Annotated in this window: 21 protein-coding genes and 1 pseudogene; 9 read left to right on the top strand and 13 right to left on the bottom strand. The window is 65.1% G+C overall.

Annotated features, from left to right (window positions below; all coding sequences use genetic code 11):
* Positions 1-267 (bottom strand): annotated as a pseudogene (locus A5906_RS43925) (peptidase S10); the annotation flags it as partial.
* Positions 268-514: 247 nt separating this feature from the next.
* Between A5906_RS43925 and A5906_RS06055 the strand changes: the two are divergent.
* From A5906_RS06055 to A5906_RS06045, 3 genes are all read left to right on the top strand, one after another.
* Complete coding sequence (locus tag A5906_RS06055; RefSeq protein WP_080134351.1) at positions 515-1,294, top strand: NAD kinase; 780 nt, start codon at positions 515-517, stop codon at positions 1,292-1,294.
* Between the two features lie 87 nt (positions 1,295-1,381).
* Positions 1,382-1,927: a response regulator gene (locus tag A5906_RS06050; protein WP_008549760.1), complete on the top strand. Its 546-nt coding sequence runs from the start codon at positions 1,382-1,384 to the stop codon at positions 1,925-1,927.
* A 27-nt stretch (positions 1,928-1,954) separates the two neighbouring features.
* Positions 1,955-2,533, top strand: a complete 579-nt coding sequence (locus A5906_RS06045; protein ID WP_080134350.1) for an Hpt domain-containing protein — start codon at positions 1,955-1,957, stop codon at positions 2,531-2,533.
* 138 nt (positions 2,534-2,671) lie between these two features.
* Here A5906_RS06045 and A5906_RS06040 read toward each other — a convergent pair whose 3' ends face one another.
* The 4 genes from A5906_RS06040 to folE all read right to left on the bottom strand — a co-directional run bounded on the left by A5906_RS06040 (position 2,672) and on the right by folE (position 6,471).
* Positions 2,672-3,847 carry a DUF2336 domain-containing protein gene (locus A5906_RS06040; protein WP_080134349.1) on the bottom strand — a complete coding sequence of 392 codons (1,176 nt, stop codon included), beginning with the start codon at positions 3,845-3,847 and terminating at the stop codon, positions 2,672-2,674.
* A gap of 282 nt (positions 3,848-4,129) precedes the next feature.
* Positions 4,130-5,182 (bottom strand): transglycosylase, encoded by a 1,053-nt coding sequence (locus tag A5906_RS06035; RefSeq protein ID WP_080134396.1) that lies wholly within the window; start codon positions 5,180-5,182, stop codon positions 4,130-4,132.
* A gap of 158 nt (positions 5,183-5,340) precedes the next feature.
* Complete coding sequence (gene hisI / locus A5906_RS06030; protein ID WP_080134348.1) at positions 5,341-5,763, bottom strand: phosphoribosyl-AMP cyclohydrolase; 423 nt, start codon at positions 5,761-5,763, stop codon at positions 5,341-5,343.
* 27 nt (positions 5,764-5,790) lie between these two features.
* Positions 5,791-6,471, bottom strand: a complete 681-nt coding sequence (gene folE, locus A5906_RS06025) for a GTP cyclohydrolase I FolE (RefSeq protein WP_080134347.1) — start codon at positions 6,469-6,471, stop codon at positions 5,791-5,793.
* Positions 6,472-6,722: 251 nt separating this feature from the next.
* Between folE and A5906_RS06020 the strand changes: the two genes are divergently transcribed.
* Positions 6,723-7,178, top strand: a complete 456-nt coding sequence (locus A5906_RS06020; RefSeq protein WP_080134346.1) for an iron-sulfur cluster assembly scaffold protein — start codon at positions 6,723-6,725, stop codon at positions 7,176-7,178.
* Positions 7,179-7,315: 137 nt separating this feature from the next.
* On the opposite strand, the gene A5906_RS06015 is transcribed toward A5906_RS06020, so the two are convergent.
* Positions 7,316-8,221 carry a COG3904 family protein gene (locus tag A5906_RS06015; protein ID WP_080134345.1) on the bottom strand — a complete coding sequence of 302 codons (906 nt, stop codon included), beginning with the start codon at positions 8,219-8,221 and terminating at the stop codon, positions 7,316-7,318.
* A 247-nt stretch (positions 8,222-8,468) separates the two neighbouring features.
* Here A5906_RS06015 and yidD point away from each other — a divergent pair, with 247 nt between their 5' ends.
* Both yidD and A5906_RS06005 read left to right on the top strand, forming a co-directional pair.
* The gene (gene yidD / locus A5906_RS06010; RefSeq protein WP_080134344.1) at positions 8,469-8,807 is read left to right on the top strand and encodes a membrane protein insertion efficiency factor YidD; all 339 of its coding nucleotides are present in this window, start codon (positions 8,469-8,471) and stop codon (positions 8,805-8,807) included.
* A 90-nt stretch (positions 8,808-8,897) separates the two neighbouring features.
* The gene (locus A5906_RS06005; protein ID WP_080134343.1) at positions 8,898-9,104 is read left to right on the top strand and encodes a hypothetical protein; all 207 of its coding nucleotides are present in this window, start codon (positions 8,898-8,900) and stop codon (positions 9,102-9,104) included.
* Between the two features lies 1 nt (position 9,105).
* Here A5906_RS06005 and A5906_RS06000 read toward each other — a convergent pair whose 3' ends face one another.
* Genes A5906_RS06000 through A5906_RS05990 form a run of 3 tightly spaced genes read right to left on the bottom strand, consistent with a single transcriptional unit; the run spans position 9,106 to position 11,946 of the window.
* Complete coding sequence (locus A5906_RS06000; protein WP_080134342.1) at positions 9,106-10,062, bottom strand: PDR/VanB family oxidoreductase; 957 nt, start codon at positions 10,060-10,062, stop codon at positions 9,106-9,108.
* Positions 10,059-10,580, bottom strand: coding sequence for an MOSC domain-containing protein (locus A5906_RS05995; protein WP_080134341.1), 522 nt, complete (start codon positions 10,578-10,580; stop codon positions 10,059-10,061). The genes A5906_RS06000 and A5906_RS05995 overlap by 4 nt, the downstream gene beginning before the upstream one ends.
* A gap of 52 nt (positions 10,581-10,632) precedes the next feature.
* Positions 10,633-11,946 (bottom strand): MFS transporter, encoded by a 1,314-nt coding sequence (locus A5906_RS05990; RefSeq protein WP_080134340.1) that lies wholly within the window; start codon positions 11,944-11,946, stop codon positions 10,633-10,635.
* 357 nt (positions 11,947-12,303) lie between these two features.
* Between A5906_RS05990 and A5906_RS05985 the strand changes: the two genes are divergently transcribed.
* The gene (locus A5906_RS05985; RefSeq protein WP_080134339.1) at positions 12,304-12,861 is read left to right on the top strand and encodes a helix-turn-helix domain-containing protein; all 558 of its coding nucleotides are present in this window, start codon (positions 12,304-12,306) and stop codon (positions 12,859-12,861) included.
* A 21-nt stretch (positions 12,862-12,882) separates the two neighbouring features.
* Here the strand turns inward: A5906_RS05985 and A5906_RS05980 are convergent, their stop codons facing one another.
* Complete coding sequence (locus tag A5906_RS05980) at positions 12,883-14,085, bottom strand: hypothetical protein (protein ID WP_080134338.1); 1,203 nt, start codon at positions 14,083-14,085, stop codon at positions 12,883-12,885.
* Positions 14,086-14,099: 14 nt separating this feature from the next.
* Positions 14,100-15,467 carry an APC family permease gene (locus A5906_RS05975; RefSeq protein WP_080134395.1) on the bottom strand — a complete coding sequence of 456 codons (1,368 nt, stop codon included), beginning with the start codon at positions 15,465-15,467 and terminating at the stop codon, positions 14,100-14,102.
* Positions 15,468-15,820: 353 nt separating this feature from the next.
* Here A5906_RS05975 and A5906_RS05970 point away from each other — a divergent pair, with 353 nt between their 5' ends.
* A complete protein-coding gene (locus A5906_RS05970) occupies positions 15,821-17,098 on the top strand; it encodes an alpha/beta hydrolase (protein WP_245326606.1) in 1,278 nt (425 codons plus the stop codon).
* A gap of 66 nt (positions 17,099-17,164) precedes the next feature.
* Positions 17,165-17,335 (top strand): hypothetical protein, encoded by a 171-nt coding sequence (locus A5906_RS42450; RefSeq protein ID WP_161495368.1) that lies wholly within the window; start codon positions 17,165-17,167, stop codon positions 17,333-17,335.
* A gap of 28 nt (positions 17,336-17,363) precedes the next feature.
* On the opposite strand, the gene A5906_RS05965 is transcribed toward A5906_RS42450, so the two are convergent.
* Positions 17,364-17,738 (bottom strand): hypothetical protein, encoded by a 375-nt coding sequence (locus A5906_RS05965; RefSeq protein WP_080134336.1) that lies wholly within the window; start codon positions 17,736-17,738, stop codon positions 17,364-17,366.
* 92 nt (positions 17,739-17,830) lie between these two features.
* A partial coding sequence (locus A5906_RS05960; RefSeq protein ID WP_080134335.1) for an MFS transporter occupies positions 17,831-18,656 on the bottom strand: 826 nt, incomplete at its 5' end.

Below are 18,656 nucleotides of genomic sequence, written 5' to 3'. Positions count from 1 at the left end.
CGCCGTTGCGGCGAAGTTGAGGGTGCGGCCGGGCAGATCGAGCGTCTGCTTCGTGGTCGCATCCGGCGGCAGACGGTGCGGCTCGGCCGACGAGCTCTGCGACGCGTTCTGCGCGCCAGCGCCGCGACCGCCCTTCTGTCCGGTGGGCGCCGTCGTCTCGGAGCGCGGCTGCGGCGGATCGTCCGCGCGCGCAAAACCTGCGAGTGCGAAAGCCGACACCGCCAGGACCAGGACCGTGCGACGGACCGCCGGCAAACTCGTGACCATGTTCGTTCTCCTGCCCGGCAACGACAGCCGGTGAGGCCCAAAGGCTAGCGCGAAATTGCGACGGTTTGGGGGATCATGTGCCCGGCGGTGCTTGGCGAGCCCGATCGGGCGCGAAACGACCCGGTTCTGCCCGGATCCGGCGGCCGGTCATTTGCCTTGAAGGTGGTCATCCTCGACAATGGCGCCCCACCTCGTATAGACGAGCCCGGCGGAACCTTCTCGAGCCAGCGAGCCTGCCCGAAAAGCCATGACCAAGCCCTCGCGATACGAACGGATCGCCTTCGTCGCCAGCCCGAGCAGCGAGGCCCAGGCCGCGTTCGGCCAGCTCACCAGCGACTATGGTAATTGCGACCCGAAAGAGGCCGACGTCGTGGTCGCGCTCGGCGGCGACGGGTTGATGCTGCAGACGCTGCACCAGAACATGCACACGAGGAAGCCGATCTACGGCATGCACCGCGGCACGGTCGGCTTCCTGATGAACGAGTATTCGACCCACGATCTGCGCGCCCGGCTCGACGCGGCGCATGAATCCGAGATCAATCCGCTCTTGATGCGGGCGACCGACGTCAACGACCGCGTCCACCTGCACCACGCCATCAACGAGGTCGCCCTGTTCCGGCAGACCTACCAGGCGGCGCGGCTGCGCATCCTGATCGACGAGCGCGAGCGCATGCCAGAGCTGATCGCCGACGGCATCATGGTGGCGACGCCCGCCGGCTCGACCGCCTACAATCTTTCCGCCCAAGGACCGATCCTGCCGATCAACGCCGCCCTCCTGGCGCTGACCCCGATCAGCGCCTTCCGCCCGCGCCGCTGGCGCGGCGCGCTGCTGCCCAATACGGCCTATGTCGTGATCGAGGTGCTGGAGGGCGACAAGCGCCCGGTCGCGGCGGTCGCCGACCACGACGAGGTGCGCGACGTCCGCCGCGTCGAGGTGCTGTCCGACAAGACCATCTCGATGCGCATGCTGTTCGACCCCGGCCACAGCCTGGAAGAGCGCATTTTACGCGAGCAGTTCGGCTACTGAGCCTCCTGCCCGGCGCCCACCGGCAACCCTTCGTTAACCGCCGCCACGATATGGTTAACGAAGATTGACTGCTTCAGCCTGGGCGCCATGTTCCGCATCGACTTCAACAAGCTGCGCTTCCTCGTCTGCGACGACAATCCGCACATGCGCCGAATCCTGCGCACGCTGCTGCATTCGTTCGGCGCGCGCGAGGTCTATGAGGCCGAGGACGGCGCCACCGCGCTGGAAATGTACAGCCATTACGTCCCCGACATCGTCATCACCGACTGGGCGATGCCGATCTTCGACGGGCTCGAACTGGCGCAGATGATCCGGCAGCCGGAATCCAAGGGCAACCCCTACGCGCCGATCATCATGCTGACCGGCCATTCCGAGAAGCGCCGCGTCACGGTCGCGCGCGATGCCGGCGTCACCGAATTCCTGGCCAAGCCGATCTCGGCCAAGGGGCTCTACCAGCGCATCCTCAACGTCGTCGCCAATCCCCGCCCCTTCATCAAGACCAAGACCTATTTCGGGCCGGACCGGCGCCGCAACACCAACTCCGCCTATATGGGCCCCGAACGCCGTGTCGGCGAAAAGCACGAGGTGCTGCAGCAGCCCTCGCTGCTCGACAAGGCCCGCTCCTCCATCTAGCGCAACGTCTTAGACGAGGCAGGCATCATGGCGAAGAACAGCGCAAAGGACATCGAGGTCAAGGCCTGCGCCACGCATCAAATCATCACGCAGCCCAATCCGTTGCGCAAGGTTCTGCGCCGCGTCGAAGAAAAGGACATGGACGATCCGGTCAGCCGTGCCGAGCAGGCGCTCGCGGATCTCTCCGGTGAGTTCAAGGACTGGATGGCCACCGAGGTCAACCGCCTGTCGGCCGCCTACGTCGCCATCCGCAATGACGGCTTCACCAAAGAGCGGCGCGACGAACTGTTCCGCGCCGCACACGACATCAAGGGCGATGCCGCGACATTCGGCTTCCCGGCAGCGGCGGGAGTAGCCGAGAGCCTGTGCCGCGTCATCGAGCATGCCCCTGATCTGGAGAAGGTGCCGGCCGAGCTGTTCACGCATCATATCAACGCGATCCTGGCCATCGTGCACGAGAACACCAGGCTCGACCGCATCAGCGTCTCCGCCGAACTGAGCCGGCGCCTGCGCAAGGTTGCCGACGACTATCTCACCCAGGTCAACCGCGACCGCCCCGAGCATCTCGAAGCGATCCTGGCGCCCAGCATCGTGCCGGCCGAGTAAGCAGGCTGTCGTTCCGGCGAAGGCCGGAACCGATAACCACCAGCGGATATTATCGCAAAGAACGTCGACCACCTCGCTTCAATTGCGAGACCTCGCGGTATGGGCCCCGGCCTTCGCCGGGGCGACGCGAGATGGAATTCACGCCGCAATCAGATCATGATAGACCGGATCGATCGCGTCATCCGCGACGATCTCGTCGCAGAACAGCCGTGCCTCTTCGCGCGCGGACTCGGTGGCGAAGCGGCGGAGCAGGACCATCAGCGGTTCGGTGGCGCCGCGGTCGGTCTCGCAATGGGTCAGCACGCGCTCCACCATGCGACGGCGCAGCCGCGCCGCGCCATCATCGCTGTCGACAAAGCCCTGCTCGTGGCAGGCGTCGAGCGCGACCTGGAACGCCGCAAACGTTGCCTCGGGTAGCCCGGCGCGGCGCAGCAGCGCGTGCAGGCTGTTGCCGCCGCGGTCGTGCAGCAGCGCGGTGACGCGCGCCAGCGGCATGTCGGCAAGTTCGGCCAAGGCCGCATCGAACAGGTCGAGATTGCTCGACAGCAACGCGCGCAGAATGAGACCGGCCGTGAGCTGGCCAGTGACGCGCAGATGATGCACCAGGCCCTGCATGTCCTCGCCGCGCGAGCGCGCCGCGATATTGATCGTGGAGCGGTCGCGCGCCTCGATCGTCACGCGCTCGGCGCGGTCGGCGCTCAGCCAGTTCCGCGCCACGACGAATTGCGCCAGCGTCTCCGAAAGCTTTGCCACCAGTGCCGCGCGTGTTGCGGCCGGCAGGTCGTCCAGCACCAGCATCGCCTCGCGGATCGCTGCGAGATGGCCGTGGCGTTCAACGATGCGCGTCCAGGAGAACGGCGCGAGCTCGGCATGCGGATTTTCGATCAGCTCGAGCGCTGCGGCCGCGCAGCCGACCTCGGCGATGGCGGCGCAGACCGACACCGGCAGCGCGATGCGACGGGCGACTGCGCACTGCACCTCGTCATTGCCGGTCGCGACGATGTCGACGAGATCGGCGTCAATCAGCAGCGGGGAATGTTCGAGCACGGGCAGCGCGACGGTCGGCTGGTCCGCCGACAGCGCCCGCACGATCGACGCCGGCGCATCCGTGCTGCGCGCGAACGCCTCGGCCATCGCCTGCCGCACCAGCGGCGAGGGATCGTCGAGCTGCATCAACAGCGCGCCCTCGGCGGCGATGCGGTCGTCTGTGGAAAGATCCGAGATCAGCCAGGCCCGGGCCAATGCCCGGGTCGCCTCGGCCCGCTCGCCGGCGGGCGCCGTCCTGATCCAATTGATAAACTGCCGAACAATCATGCTGCTTCCGGCTTACACAACAAACGAAAACGGTGACGGCTCGTCACCTGCAACACAAAATAAACCACGACGCTTAACAAAGCGTTCACCATAACTGGCTGGTTTTATTGACGTTTTGTTAAGGGAACCAAGACGGCCAGGATGCGTGCCCCGACGCAGCGCAGCACGCGGTGGTGCGCTGCCGAGCCGGGCCCATCGTTCAGAGATTGGTGCTTGGGTGGGTCCCGGCTCTGCGCAGCAGCGCCTGCGCGCCGCAGCGCGTCCGGGACAGCCAAATCTCGACTAGCTCGAGAACGTGCCGCTACGATCGCTGAAGAGATCGAGCGGCTGCGGCGGGCGCACCTCCGGCGTTGCCGAAGTGAGCGAGGCGTTGTTGCCCCACAATTTCTGCACCATCGCCGAAACCGGCTGCGTGGCATCGCCCGGCTGATAGATCGAGCGAAACACCGGCGCACTCGGCGCATTGTCCGCGACCGTCGTTGACGATGTCGCACTGACGGGCGTCACGGCGCGCGTGTTGGGGAAGGTCTGGAGATAGGCCGCGTTGTCGACCACAGGCACCGTGGGCTGTACACCGTTGGCGCTCGCGACCTCCGTGGTCGAGGGCGTGCCGCCATACATCGCCATCGCGCTGCGCGTGACTTTCGAATTGGCCGCGCTGGCATAGCGCGCATCCAGCACCGAATAGACCTCGGAGACGCTGCGGGCGCGGCCGTCTTTGGCGTAGAAGATCGAGCGATTGGCCGAGGCCGCATTGGGGAACAGCCGCGCACCGACCGCTTGCGGATTGTCCTCGGCATTGGCGATGAGTTTTGCGGCTCCGCCGACGCCCATGAAATGCGCCATGTAGAGCTCGCTGTCGCTCGGCCTGCGGCCGAGCAGGCCGGTGAGCTTGAAACTGTTCGACTGCGTCAGCGCCGCCGCCATGCTCGATGCGGCCTCCGGATCGTCGCGCAGCTTCATGATCGACCGCTTCAGGAAGGGGTCGTCAACGGTATAGGTGCCCGACGAGCTCCTGGTGATGGCGTCGGCATAGTTGCCATAGCCGAGCTGGCTCCCCGCCTCTTTCACGGTGCCGAGCCAGGTCTGGTCGATGAACTGGTAGAGGCCGTGCGCGGACGAGGTGGTGGCGCCCGCCGTCGGATCGAAATCCGATTCCATCTTGGCGGTGGTCAGCATGTACTGGAAGCTGACGCCGGAGATGTTCGAGGCCTGCTTGATCGCGCCGGCGACGCGCGCCCGCATCGGATCGAGAACCGCCGCCCCTGAGGCACTGGAATTGTCGACCGACATGATGGAGTGCCCGCCCCGCGCGGCGTTAAGCAACGCCGGCAATTCGGCGCCCTGTCGTCTCACCGTGGGACAGGTATGGTTAACGCGGGGTTAATTCGGGCATCGCCGCCCACGCCGAGTCGTTTCGGGGCGCGCGAAGCGCGAACCCGGAATCTCGAGACTCCGGGTCGGCTGTTCGAGCCGCTCGGAATGACAGAGGACTACTTCTTGTAGACCGCGCTGGGATCGAACAGCCGCTCGGCGTCGGTGAAGACCAGCTTCGCTCCACCGCCCTCGGCCTCGACCTTGCGGTAGAAGCACGACCGGCGGCCGGTGTGGCAGGCCGCGCCGATCTGCTCGACACGGATCCAGACCGCGTCCTGGTCGCAATCCGTGCGCATCTCGACCACGCGCTGGGTCTGACCTGACGTCTCACCTTTTCGCCACAAGGCATTGCGCGAGCGACTGAAGTACCAGGCTTCGCCGGTCGCGATGGTCTTGCGCAGCGCTTCGTCATTCATGTGCGCGACCATCAGCACGTCGCCGGTGGCGACGTCGGTCGCGACGCAGGTCACGAGGCCGCTCGCGTCGAAGCGCGGCTGGAAGGAAAGACCTTCCTCGATCTCATGGGAGTGAGCAGACACGACGACCTCGCCGATCTATTCGCGAGGTCAGCGCTGCAAGCCTCGCACCAGGGACAGGAAACGGGCCTGCTCCGCCGGATTGTCTCGGAACATGCCGGTGAAGCGGCTGGTGAAGGTGGAGGCGCCATGCTTGGCGACGCCGCGCACCGACATGCAGGTATGCTCGGCCTCGATCAGGACGGCAACGCCGCGCGGCTTGAGGACCTCGTCGATGGCGGCGGCGATCTGCGCCGTCAGATGCTCCTGGGTCTGGAGCCGGCGGGCAAAGATGTCGGTGAGGCGCGCGAGCTTGGACAGGCCGACGACGCGCTCCACCGGGGTGTAGGCGATGTGCGCCTTGCCGTAGAACGGCATCATGTGATGCTCGCACTGCGAGGTGAACTCGATGTCGCGCACCAGCACGAAATCATCATAGCCGGCCGTCTCGCCGAAGGTGCGGTCGAGCACTTCGGCCGGGCACTGGTGATAGCCCTGATAGAGCTCGTCGAAGGCCTCGACCACGCGACGCGGCGTGTCCAAGAGGCCCTCGCGCTCGGTGTTCTCACCGATATAGGCGAGCAGCGTCTTCACCGCCTGTTCGGCTTCGGCGCGCGCCGGGCGCGGCTGGTCGGCACGGACGGCGGCCGCGAGGAATTCGGCAGGGTCAAGCTCGGCCGGGCGGCTCTCGAGCTGCTTATTGGGGCGGATAGGCTTGATTGTAGCGTCCATGTCTACTCCGTTCGACGGCCTTGTGGCCGGAGTGTCACCGGCAGACGGGGCGGCAAGCCGCCGGACGCCTGAAGAGAACAGTTTGGCGAAAAGGCCCTTCGGTCACAACGTCGATAGCGCAGACCTGGATCGCAGCCGACGCGCCGCTGGACTGTTTTTCCGCCAGTTCCGCCCCTATATAAGACCGTGGACGGCCCCCGCCAAGGCCGATCCGGCCCGGAAGTGGCTGTGGACGTGTTGGACTCCATCACATGCTGAACGACATTTACAACAAGCGGATCATCGAGCTGGCGGGGAATATTCCGCGCCTCGGGCGGCTGCCCGCCCCAGATGCCACCGCGACCGCCCACTCCAAGCTGTGCGGCTCGACCGTGAAGGTCGACCTCAAGATGGATGGCGACACCGTCACCGACTTCGCCCATGACGTGAAGGCCTGCGCGCTGGGACAGGCCTCTTCATCCATCATGGCAAGTCACGTAGTCGGATCGACCGCGAGCGAACTCCGTGAGTTACGTGAAACCGTTCGCAAGATGCTCAAGGAGAACGGCACGCCTCCTCAAGGCAAATGGGAAGAGATCAAGTTCCTCGAGCCGGTGCGTGACTACAAGGCGCGCCACGCCTCGACGCTGCTGACCTTCGATGCGGTGGTCGATGCGATCGGCCAGATCGAGGCCAAGGCCAAGCAGCCCGCCGCGGCGCAGGGCTGAGACCCTGACGTCGTTCGGAGGCGCGCGCCAGCGCGAACTGTGGTGTGCAAGTGCGCACCCGAGAATCGCGCGGGACTACATCTGGATTCCGGGGTCGTCGCTTTGCGACGTCCCGGAATGACAGCGTCGTGGGGATCTTACTTCTGCGCCGCCGTAGCCGGCGTTGCCACGCCGCCCGTGGGCGCCAGCGCTTCGGCCGTCCTGGTCGACTTGGCCGGCTGCTCCGGCTCCGTACCGAACCTTGCCTGCGTCTTGGGGGCGAGCTCGGCCATTGCCGGCGCCGTGATGTCCACATGCGGCAGCACGTCGGCGACGAGATCGGTCGTCACGAGATTGGTGAGCCTGAGCTCGCCGGCATCGAGCTCATGCAGATCTTCCCAGGGCGGCACGCTGAGCGCGAGCGACAGCAGGTCGCCGGCGCCGCCCATGTCGAAGGTGTATTTGGCGAGGCGGCCAATGTCGCGTTCCACGATCATCAGGTCTTGCGCGCTGTAGCTCGCCGCCTTGGCATCGTCGGCACGATCGCCCATCCAGATCTGGTGGACGCGGACATGGGCCGCTTCCGGCACGTAGCGCTTCTTGCCGGCCAGCAACAGGAACGCGCACATGGATTCGCAATAGGCCTCGGGCGCGACCGCCGGACGGGCCGATTGCCCGCCGCGGTTCTGAAGGCTGATCCCGACCGTGGTCAGAAGTCCGAGATTGCGAAAGCGTCGGCCGAGCGTGATCGCGTCATTGACGGAACCGCCGCTGGAATCGAGCACCACAGTGGCACCGCCGAGCTGGCGTCCGCGCGCGAACTCTTCGAACTCTTTGGGCGTGTCAGAGGTGATGATGCCGACCGCGCTGACCCAGCCGCGGCAGTTCGGCTCGCAGGCGACCCAATTGAACTTCATCGGCAGCTTGCGCTCTTCGAGAGCGTTCCCGGCTCGGGCCGATGACGATGACCCGAATGTCGCGACGGCGCCGGCCAGCGCGACTCCACAGACGGCGGTTCCCACCAGCAACCAACCGCGAAGATCGATGGAGTTCAGAAGTTTCAATCTGGTTCCTTCCCCAAAGCCCCAAGGTCGCCGAACAATCCCCGGTAGCGCCCTCTGAGTCCATCATACAGGCGTATGTTTCTACACACGGGCGTCATAAAAATGGTATCCGGGCGAATACAGATCGTCCACAGATACTTGCTGCACTGCTCCCAAAAAGCACGCAAAATATGGCGCGGAAACAACACCTTACAGTTCCCTGCACCGGAACCGTGCAACACTGGCTCAACGTCGCAGCAACTCGCCCATGAAGCATTCAGCCTGCGAGCATTGTTCCACTCCCGTCGAGGGCATCCTTCGCCTTCCGCGAAGATTTGGCCGCGCGCTGATCTGGCTCTATCGCCACACGCTCTCGCCGCTGGTCGGGTACAATTGCCGGCATCTGCCGACCTGCTCCGTCTATGGCGACGAGGCGATCGAGCGCTTTGGGCTGTGGGCCGGCGGCTGGATGACACTCGCGCGTCTGCTCCGCTGCAATCCGTACGGCACGTCGGGCATCGACAATGTGCCGCTGGCCGCCCCGCAAAACGCGCGCTGGTATCTGCCCTGGCGGTATGCGCGGTGGCGCGGGGTGAATCCGTCCTGAGTTTGCTGGGGCGCTTTGCGCATCACTCCCCCCGGGGAACCGGAACCATGCCCTCGCGTTGTTGTGATGCTCCCACGGGAGGAAACAAGAATGCGCTGGAAAATCAGCCCTCATCAGGTCGGGCCTGAGCCCAAGCCTGGTCCCAGGAAGCATCACGACCCCAGAACCCTCGATATGCTCGCCATCATCGCTCTGCTGGTGCTCGCGGCCGGATCAGGCTGGTATCTGGCGACGAGTTTTGCAACACCACCCAGCACGACAGCATTCGTCGTACCAAGCCAGAGCGTGCACTGGTAGATCAGAGATCCAGCACCAGCCGGTCGGCGTCTGATCCGGCGACACACACCATGAGATAGCGCTCGCGCTCGTAGGGCGTCAGGATGCGGTCGCGGTGGACCGGCCTACCCTCGATCCATCCGACCTTGCAGGCGCCGCAGATGCCGCCGCAGCAGGAGGTCGCGACGTCGATGCCGCCTTCCTGCAACGCGGCCAACATGGTCTGGCCGGCACGGACCTGGATCTCGGTGCCCGAACGCGCAAGCGACAATGTGAAGGGTTTGGCGTCGGGATCGATGATCGGGGGCGGCGCGACAAAGCGCTCGATGTGAACGTTGGCCTTCGGCCAGGCTGCGGTCAGACGCTCGAAATCTTCGGTCATGCTTTCCGGGCCGCAGCAGGCCACCAGCGTCTCCGGACCGGGATCGCCGACCAGCTCCGCCAGATCAGGACGTCCCTCTCGCGACGTCCGATGCACCACGACAATCCCCATCTCGATCAGTGAGCCGAGTTGCGCGGCGAGCGGCACTTCCTCGCGCACGACCAGATGCAGCGTGAATTCGGCCTGCGCCGTTCGTTGGAGATGCCGCGTAGCGGACAGGAACGGCGTCACGCCGATGCCACCCGCCACGAACACGTAGCGTGCGATGCGCGCATCGGGCTCCAGCCCGCCGCGCGGCAGCGAGACGCCGATGACATCGCCGACCCCGACGTCATCGTGAAGCGCACGCGAACCACCCCGCCCGTCCGCCTCGCGCTTGACCGCAATGACGTAGCGCGTGTTGTCGGCGGGTTCGTTGCACAGCGAGTAAGTGCGCACCAGTCCGTTCGGCAGATGCAGGTCGATATGCGCGCCGGGCTTGAACGGCGGCAATTCCCAATGATCGGGATCGGCCAGCGAGAACAGTTTGATGCCTGTCCCCGCCTCCGCGATGTCGGTAACGATCGTCCTGACCGTCGTGATCGGGCGCGCGCTCATGCCGCGTTCCGCACGGTGTCGCCGACCCTGACAATGCCGCCCTGCAGGATCTTGCAGTTGAGCCCGGAGCGATTGATCAGGGGATCGAAGATCGCCTTGCCGGTGATCTCCTCGATGTGCCGGCACGGCACCGACAGCCGGGTCGCTTCCAGCAGGGTCTCGCCCAGCCAGAAGCGCCGGCCGACGAGGTGGTTGAGCGGCACGCCTTCGACCGTGACGTTGCGCCGGTGCTCTTCGGGACCGAGCGCGATGCCGGCATCGCGCTTGAGCGCAACCAGCGTCTCGAGCTCGAACAGAGTGACCTGCCGGCCCTCTTCGGGCTTGTGCGAGTAAAACCCCTCCTCCTTGCCGATCATGTAGCGGTCGCCCTCGATCCCCCTGCCGGCAACGAGGGTGATCGTCTCGGCCGCGCGCATGGGCAGGAACGCACGCGGAGCAAGATGGAGGAAGCGCACTACGCCGGTCCAGCCGAGCTGTGCTGCGTTGTGCGCCGAGCCGGCGCTGACGGTATCGAGCATGTTGGAATCCTTGTCAGGAGCGATGGCCCGCCACTGGCGGCGCGCCGCGGGATCAGGTCAGTTCCTTGTTCGCCATCTCTGGCGCGAAAGTCGTCGCCGTTGCAGTGATGGCGGCGCACACGATCAGCAGCAGCGAGACCGGCCAAGTGGCACCGCCGCTCCAGGCCATCAGAGAGGCAGCGATCAGCGGCGTCAACCCGCCGCTCAGGGCCGCACCGACCTGGAAGCCGAGCGAGGCGCCGCTATAGCGCAGCCGCGCGGAGAACAGCTCGGAGTACCAGGGCGCGCCGATGCCGAACATCACCATCTGGCCGAAAGTGATCGCAACGACGATGGTGCAGACGACGATGGTCGGGTCGCGGGTGTCGAGCAGCCAGAACAGCGGGAAGGCAAACAGGGCCGAGAACAAGCAGCTCGCATAGAACATGGTCTTGCGGCCGATGAGGTCGGACAGCCAGCCGAACAAGGGAATGGCCAGCAGCGCGACCAGCGATGCCGCGAACGCGCCATTCAGCACCACCGCGCGCGGCAGCCCCAGACTGGCCGTGGCATAGGACATCACGAATACGCCGCCGATGCTGGCATAGGCGATCTCCGAAATCTTCAGACCGACAGCTGTGAAGAACGGCCTGCGGTGGTGCGTGAAGATCTCGACCAGCGGCAGCTTCGCGACGTCCTTCTTGGCCTGGACCTGACGGAAGGCCGCGGTCTCCTCCATGTTGAGGCGGATGTAGAGGCCGACGCCAACCAAGAGGATCGAGATCAGGAACGGAATGCGCCAGCCGTAAGCCATGAAGTCGCTTTCCGGCAGGCTCGCCACCAGCGCGAACATGCCGATCGCGGCGAGATTGCCGATGGGATTGCCGACCTGCACCATGCTGCCGAGCAGACCGCGGCGATGCGTCGGGCAGTTCTCGACCACCATCAGCACCGCCCCGCCCCATTCGCCGCCAAGGCCGATGCCTTGGAGGAAGCGCAGGCCGATCAGCAGCAGCGGCGCGGCGATGCCGATCTGCTGATAAGTCGGCAGCAGGCCGATCAGGAAGGTGCCGATTCCCATCACCATGATGGTGATCGCGAGCATCGCCTTGCGGCCCACCCGGTCGCCGTAGTGACCGAAGATCGCAGCCCCTAGGGGACGCGCCAGGAAGCCGACCGCATAGGTGCCGAACGCGGCGATGGTGGCGAGCGTGGGGTTGCCGGCGGCGAAGAAGACCTTGTTGAACACAAGCGCGGTTGCCGTGCCGTAGATGAGGAAGTCGTACCATTCGACCGCGGTGCCGATCACGCTCGACCACACGATCCGTCGCAAGCTCGCCGCCTCGTCCGGCGCTACGTTCAGGGTTACGTCGTCTGCTACGGTCATCGATCTCTCCAAAAGGTACCGGCGCCAGGGAAAAGCAGTTGGTTCGGTCGGCGGAGCCCATCGGCAGCCGCGACGGTAAAAATCGAACATGTTTACTATTGGAAATCAACGCCGCGGAACGCGGCATTTGCCGAACGGATCGGCAAAATGCCGTTTTTGCTCTATTTTTTGGCTAAATCTCGTGGAATACCAACGTACCTGCTTACAATATCCGCGGGCCTGCTCGAAATTTCCGCGCATGCGTTTTCTTTTGGAATACAGATGGCAGCCACCCGTTGCTGCCCTTGCCGGCCATCGGGCTGGCAGTCGGGCGGCATCTGTTGCAAAAGGGGCATCAGCAGTTCGGGAGACTCATGCGTGCTTGACGTCAGCAAAGCGACAGCGGTCGGGGCCAACATCCGCCAGGCGCGGATTGCCAAGGGCCTGACGCTGGACCAGCTTGCGCGGCAGAGCGATCTCACGCGTGGCTACATCTCGCTGGTCGAGCGCAATCTGAAGATCCCCTCGCTGGCCGCGCTGCTGCGGATGGCCGCCGCCCTCGAGGTCAATGTTGCGAACTTCTTCGACCCGAACGCCGAGCCCGCCCCGCGCTACACGCTGTTCCGCCGCGAGGACGGCAACGTGCCGCTGTTTCAGGACACCTTTGGCGTCGTGCCGCTGGCAACCGGCCGCACCCGCAAGATGATGGAGCCGTTCCTGCTCAGCCCGCCGCACAAATCGGCGACGCGCGCCTCGCATGCCGGCGAGGAGCTGCTGTTTGTCATCAACGGCAGGATCGCGATCAAGCTCGACGGCGAGGAACTCGTCCTCGGCAAGGGCGACTGCCTGTACTTTTCAGGCGAGACGCCGCACGAGGTCAGGAGCCTCGGGCGGCAGAAGGCGGAGGTTCTGGTCGTCGTCGCCCAGACTCCTTGACGCCGGTGCTCAGAGAGCAGCCTAACGGAACCAGAAGAAGCGCCCCGGTGGTGGCGGGATCGGCTCGGGCGGACGCAGCCGCTTCGGGCGCGGCGGCCTTGGCGTCGGCTCGGCGGACGAGGTTGTCTCCGCCGCCGGCGCGGTCTCGCTTCCCGGCACCCTCACCGACAGCAGCAAGTTCGATTCATGCATGCGCCAGCGATAGCCGACGCCGAAATCGATCGGCTGGGCGCGCGTGAACAGTTCGGCGTAACGCTCCTGATAGCGTCCGGGGAATTCGCTGATCGGTCCGAGGTAACGGCCAAACGGGAAGAACCGCCATTGCCGTGCGTTGTAATTGGCGAGGGGAATGCCGGAATCATCCTGGATGATGGTCGCGCTGTTGGCCAGCAGCCAGTCGCGGGTGACCGCGAAGTCGCCCTTGTGCAGAAGATAGGAGGCGCTCTTGAGCAGGCTGTTGCCGGGCCCGAGCGTCTCGCAGAATTTCAGGAATCCGGTGTTGCGCGCGCCGGCATTGGAGAGATCGGTCGAGAAATAATACAGCGTGCGTGCCTCGCCGTCGGGGCCTGCAAAGGTGATGCGGACACCGCGCGTGGCGTTCGGTCCCGGATTGTCGCTGCCGACATGCATCCCCCCCCTGGCATCGAGCGCGACCATCTCGACATTGCGAATGGTCTTGCCGGAACGGGCAAGGAAGACATAGAGGATCGGCAAGGTGCCGTTGACCTGGTTGGTGTGCAGGTCGACCTTCATCTGCTTGGTGATGAAGAAGGAGAAGCTCAGGATCGAGCCGAGCGAGCGTTCGACATTGTAGAGCGCGGCGCCGATCGAACCGCGCGGCAGCTTCGTCAGGTCGGGCACGGCACCGACCGGCTCCAGCGCGCCGAGCACGTAGGTGCTGGCCTTGGAATAGAAGGCATTGGCGTAGAGGAAGTCCGGGCCGCTGAACATGTAGAACATGGTCGGCCGGGGCGCAGCCAGATTGACGTCGGCCCAGTTGCGGATCTTCGAGATTTGCCGCTGCTCGAGCTGGGCGAAGGCGCCATCGAAGAATTTTGCGTGATGCTGCCAGCCGGGGTCCCTGGTCAGCGGCATCAGCGGCGAGTCCGCCGAAGGCTGCATGCCCGCAAGGAAGCGCGCGGTATCATCGAAGGTGACGTCGGCGGCAGACGCGGACGAGATGGCCGCAGCCAGGAGGGCAACAGCGACGGCCGCAATTCTCATGGGTCGGAACATGTTTATTCGCGGTGTGATGAATTGCCAGCGGCGACCGGCCGCCTGCGGAAAACGGCATAAATCAATAGGCCCGAGAGCATGACGAGCATCCCCGAGAGCGACTGCACCGGCCGCTCGGTCAACAGGTAGTACATCATGAACCCGGTCACGAGCAGGAAAACGAGCGGCGTGAACGGGTATCCCCAGGCGCGATAGGGCCGCGGCAGGTCGGGATCGGTGATGCGCAGCTTGATGACGCCGGCGACCGTGAAGAACGAGCAGAACAGCAGCGCGAACTGGATGAAGTCGAGCACGGCCTCGAAGCTGCGCGTGAACAGCAAGAGGGTCGCGACCGCGAGCTGAAACAGGATGGCATAGGCCGGGGCGCCGCTGACCGATCGCTTCGAGAAGACGCGCAAGGCGGGAATGTCCTCACCCATCGTCATCATCACGCGCGGGCCGATCCACATCATCGCGCTGATCGAGGAGATCAGGCCGACGCAGATCATGGCGCCGACGATCCGGCCGCCGAGGCTGCCGAAGATGGCGGTGCCGGCGACACTGGCGACGTCGAGCTGGCCGGCGAGCGCACTGACCGGCGTGGAATAGAGGAACACCGCGTTCAGCGCGACATACAGCACGAGCACGATCAGCGTGCCCGTGAGCAGCGCACGCGGCAGGTTCTGCTGCGGCATGTTCATCTCGCCGATGATATAGGTCGCGGCATTCCACCCGGAGAATGAGTACATCACGAAGACGAGCCCGATCGCGAAGGGCGCGCTGACGATATGCGCGAGGTCGCCCGGCTGCGGCGTGAAGGCGATCGGCTGCGGCGCGCCGATGATGAAGCCGGCGACCAGGAAGGCGACGATCAGCACGACCTTCAGGATGGTCGAGATCAGCTGGAAGGTCGAGGAGTGCCTGACGCCTGTCAGTTGCACGATCGAGACCAGCCACACCACCCCGATGGCAAGCGGGATCGGCGGCAGATCGGGAATGACCGATTTGGCATACTCGCCGAAGGCCATCGCGGCGAGCGCGACGGGCGCTGCAAAGCCCACCGTCGCCGAGACCCAGCCGGCGAGAAAGCCGAAGGCGGGATGATAGGCGCGACCGAGGAAATTGTACTCGCCGCTCGAGCGCGGAAACATCGCCCCGAGCTCGCTGTAGGAGAACACCCCGCACAGCGCGACGATGCCGCCGACGGTCCAGAGCAGCAGGATCGAGAAGCCGGACGGGATGTCCTTGACCTGGAAGCCGAGACTGGTGAAGACGCCGACCCCGATCATGTCGGCAATGACGATGGCGGTCGCGACCAGAACGGAGACCCCCGCCTCGCTCCCGGTCAGCCGGCCCGTCCAGGGCGCGGTACCCGCATCTGATGCCGTCATCGCGTCCTTAACCTCAGGCGTCACGCCTCGTGGGGAGCATCGTGCAGTTTGATCCAGTCAATTCAAGCAGGGTTAACAAGGGTTAAATGAGGCAGAGGGAATAGGTATTGACGCACCTCTTATGCATATTCCCTGGCAATAAAGCGGCGCAAACGCCGGGGTATCCTGGTTCTCCTCCCCACAATCACGACACGATTGCATGGTCATTTTGAGCGTTCCGGATGTGGGGAAGTTTCTCCGGACGCTTAACGTCGCCTAAACGCGGGTCGGCTCAATTGTCTCGAAATTGCCGATGGACGTGACTTCGGGGTCATGGGTGGATGGTCGGGGCCGTTCCGAATATGAGAGCTGACATGCATGCCGACCGGACGACGTCCGGTCGGCGCGGTCGTGCGCTCCGGGTCGGCCTGATCTCAGCCTTGGTGCCGCTGTCGCTCACGCTGGTTCAATGCGGCAAGGCGCCCGATCCGGCAGCGCTCGCGGCGAACTCGCAGGCCAACGTTCAGGTGGTCGCCAAGACCAATCCCCAACAAATTGCCGGCGGCGACACCTTCGAGGATCGCTTCCCTGCCCCGCAGTTCAGGGAGCGCTTCCCGTCGCCGAGCGAGAGTTTCCTGCAACGGCAGATGACCGACTTCTCGCCGAAGCGCGCCATTCAGCAGCAGCCACAGCCCGAGCAGGCGCCCTACAAGGTCGCCTCGCTCGCGCCGCAAGTCCCCTACCAGCGGCCGCCCCGCGAAGACCTCACGACGCTCGTCAGCATGAAATCGTCGGCCTTCCCCTATTTCGGCAACAACCCCGCCTCCGACGCGCCGTTCCTCAATATCTCAAAGGGCGACCGCCGCGGCCACCGCAGCTATTCCGGGCGCGTCTACTGGCAGGACGAGACCTACAGCGACAGCCGCGTGCTGGTGCACGTGCCCGAGCATTTCGACGTGCGCAAGCCGGGCGTGATCGTGGTGTTCTTCCACGGCAATGGCGCGACGCTGGAGCGCGACGTGCGCGACCGGCAGCTGGTGCCCAGGCAGATCACCGATTCCGGCGCCAATGCCATCCTGCTTGCGCCGCAGATGGCGGTCGATGCCGCCGATTCCAGCGCCGGCAAATTCTGGCAGGCCGGCGGGCTCAAGCGCTTCATGGAAGAATCGGCGAACCACCTCGCCCGCCTCACCGGCGATCCCAACAGCGCGCGCGCCTTCGCCAACATGCCGATCGTTATCGTCGGCTACAGCGGCGGCTTTTTGCCGACGGCCTGGAGTCTCGAGGTCGGCGGCATCAGCGACCGCGTCCGCGGCGTGGTGCTGCTCGACGCCGTCTATGGCGAAATGGACAAGTTCGCCTCCTGGATCGAGAACCACCGCTCCGGCTTCTTCGTCAGCTCCTACACCCGTTACACCGCGCGGCGTGACCGCGAGCTGATGAGCATGCTCAGGCAGAAGGGCATCAGCGTCTCCGAGGACATGGACGGGCCCTTGCGCCCGGGCAGCGTGGTGTTCGTCGAAACCGGCGACGGCATCACCCACCGTGACTACGTAACCCGCGCCTGGACGCGCGACCCGCTCAAGGACGTGCTGGTGAAGATGTCGGCGACGCCGGCACTGGCCCTGACGCGCGTGGCGTCAAGCCGTTAGGATGTTGCGCCAGCCGGTATTTGCCCGCGCTTGCCTGCAATTACCTTATCCGCTGATCAAAATGTGATGTTGGTGGCCGACATTCCCGGGAGCGACCGGATTGTGTCCTCTGGCAGCGACCATAATTTGCTGACGCTCACCGGCCCGGAGGACGGCGATACGGCGGAATTCGAAGGCACCGCACTGCAAGTGCCGGGCGTTGCCTTCAGGGCTGCGCTGAGTTGGATCAGCGACTGAACGTCAGTCGATCTTCAGGTCTTGACGTTCAAGTCTTGGGCAGCTTCGGAATGCTCTCGGCGAAGCCGTTGAAGCAGGCCAGCCGCTCGTCCTCTTCCTTGAAGAAACGGCAATCGGCGTAACCCTTGGCCTTCGCCGGCTTCGGCTTCGGCGCCGGTGGGATCACCGCGTCGTAGCAGTTGAGACGGTCCTTGGTGCCGTCATCGATGTCGAGGCAGGCCTGGAGCCGCGCCGCGATCGATTGCGGCTTGCCCTTCGCTGCGGGCGTGGCGGTTGCGGCCGCCGCCTTGGCCCCCTTGGGCTTGACCTGCACCAGCGGCTTGTCCCCAACCATCGGTGGCTTGTCTTGCGCGAACGCGGAGGCTGAATAGAGCACCGCAGCAACCGCCAGAATCATCCTCATCTCAGTCAACTCTCTTTGGTCCCCATGACCGGCCTTCTAGCGCTGTAGCGCGCGGTTTGCCAAGCATCTTGCGTATACGAAAATGCGGGAATTCAGGCCGACGCGGCAGCAGCAGCCGGCCGCGGCCGGGTCAGGACCACCAGGATCAGCGCCAGCACGACGAAGCCGACCGCCACGAAGCCGATCGTATGCAGGAGCTCGCGGGCAAACAGCAGTCCGCCGGTGGCGGAGCCGACGGCCTGGCCGATGTAGAGGACGGACGTGTTGAGCGCGACGGTCGCCGGCGCCAGCGGCGGCGCGGCCGCGACCAGTCGCACCTGCTGCATCGAATTGGTGGAGGCAAAGCCGAGCCCCCAGATCGCGACCGCGATCGCCATCGACGCGATGGTGCCCGCGCTCAGCGCCCACACGGTGATGCCCGCAAGCACGAGGCAGGTGAACAGCAGCGAGGTCCGGTAAGGCCCCCAAGTGTCGACGATGCGTGTCGCGATGGCGACGCCGAGGAAGCCGCAGATGCCGTAGATGGCGAACACCATTCCGACCGCGTCGGGGCCCGCCCCGGTCAGCTTCTTCAGCAGCGGGCCCATGAAGGTGAACACCGCGAACTGCCCGGACATTTGCAGCATGGTGATCGCCAGCAGCAGCAAGATCGATCTGCTTCGGCCGACGTCGCTCCAGGTCTTCAGATCCACCGGCGTGCCCTTCAAGCCGGCCGGCAGGCGCAACAGCAGCAACAGGAAGCTGATGCAGCCGAGCGCGCCGATACCGCCATAGGCGACGCGCCAGCCATAGCGGCTGGCGATGAAGGTGATGAGCGGCAAACCGACCGCGGCCGCCAACGACCAACCGAGGAAGATATAAGCGATCGTGCTGCCGCGCCGCTCCGCCGGCACGATCAGTGCCGCCGTGCCCGCCGCC

The sequence above is a fragment of the Bradyrhizobium sacchari genome, assembly GCF_002068095.1.
In the GTDB taxonomy this organism is placed as follows: domain Bacteria; phylum Pseudomonadota; class Alphaproteobacteria; order Rhizobiales; family Xanthobacteraceae; genus Bradyrhizobium; species Bradyrhizobium sacchari.
The sequence above is the reverse complement of the archived record's forward strand: the minus strand, read 5'-3'. Positions and strand labels throughout refer to the sequence as shown.

Excerpts from the sequence above, each read along its gene's own strand:
- A5906_RS42450 (WP_161495368.1), top strand. The coding sequence starts at position 17,165 with ATGTTGGTGGCCGACATTCCCGGGAGCGACCGGATTGTGTCCTCTGGC.
- A5906_RS06020 (WP_080134346.1), top strand. The coding sequence starts at position 6,723 with ATGCTGAACGACATTTACAACAAGCGGATCATCGAGCTGGCGGGGAAT.
- A5906_RS06040 (WP_080134349.1), bottom strand. The coding sequence starts at position 3,847 with ATGATTGTTCGGCAGTTTATCAATTGGATCAGGACGGCGCCCGCCGGC.
- A5906_RS06045 (WP_080134350.1), top strand. The coding sequence starts at position 1,955 with ATGGCGAAGAACAGCGCAAAGGACATCGAGGTCAAGGCCTGCGCCACG.
- A5906_RS05965 (WP_080134336.1), bottom strand. The coding sequence starts at position 17,738 with ATGAGGATGATTCTGGCGGTTGCTGCGGTGCTCTATTCAGCCTCCGCG.
- A5906_RS05980 (WP_080134338.1), bottom strand. The coding sequence starts at position 14,085 with ATGAGAATTGCGGCCGTCGCTGTTGCCCTCCTGGCTGCGGCCATCTCG.
- A5906_RS05975 (WP_080134395.1), bottom strand. The coding sequence starts at position 15,467 with ATGACGGCATCAGATGCGGGTACCGCGCCCTGGACGGGCCGGCTGACC.
- A5906_RS06055 (WP_080134351.1), top strand. The coding sequence starts at position 515 with ATGACCAAGCCCTCGCGATACGAACGGATCGCCTTCGTCGCCAGCCCG.
- A5906_RS05995 (WP_080134341.1), bottom strand. The coding sequence starts at position 10,580 with ATGCTCGATACCGTCAGCGCCGGCTCGGCGCACAACGCAGCACAGCTC.
- A5906_RS06005 (WP_080134343.1), top strand. The coding sequence starts at position 8,898 with ATGCGCTGGAAAATCAGCCCTCATCAGGTCGGGCCTGAGCCCAAGCCT.
- A5906_RS06000 (WP_080134342.1), bottom strand. The coding sequence starts at position 10,062 with ATGAGCGCGCGCCCGATCACGACGGTCAGGACGATCGTTACCGACATC.
- A5906_RS06050 (WP_008549760.1), top strand. The coding sequence starts at position 1,382 with ATGTTCCGCATCGACTTCAACAAGCTGCGCTTCCTCGTCTGCGACGAC.
- A5906_RS05970 (WP_245326606.1), top strand. The coding sequence starts at position 15,821 with ATGCATGCCGACCGGACGACGTCCGGTCGGCGCGGTCGTGCGCTCCGG.
- yidD (WP_080134344.1), top strand. The coding sequence starts at position 8,469 with ATGAAGCATTCAGCCTGCGAGCATTGTTCCACTCCCGTCGAGGGCATC.
- A5906_RS05990 (WP_080134340.1), bottom strand. The coding sequence starts at position 11,946 with ATGACCGTAGCAGACGACGTAACCCTGAACGTAGCGCCGGACGAGGCG.
- folE (WP_080134347.1), bottom strand. The coding sequence starts at position 6,471 with ATGGACGCTACAATCAAGCCTATCCGCCCCAATAAGCAGCTCGAGAGC.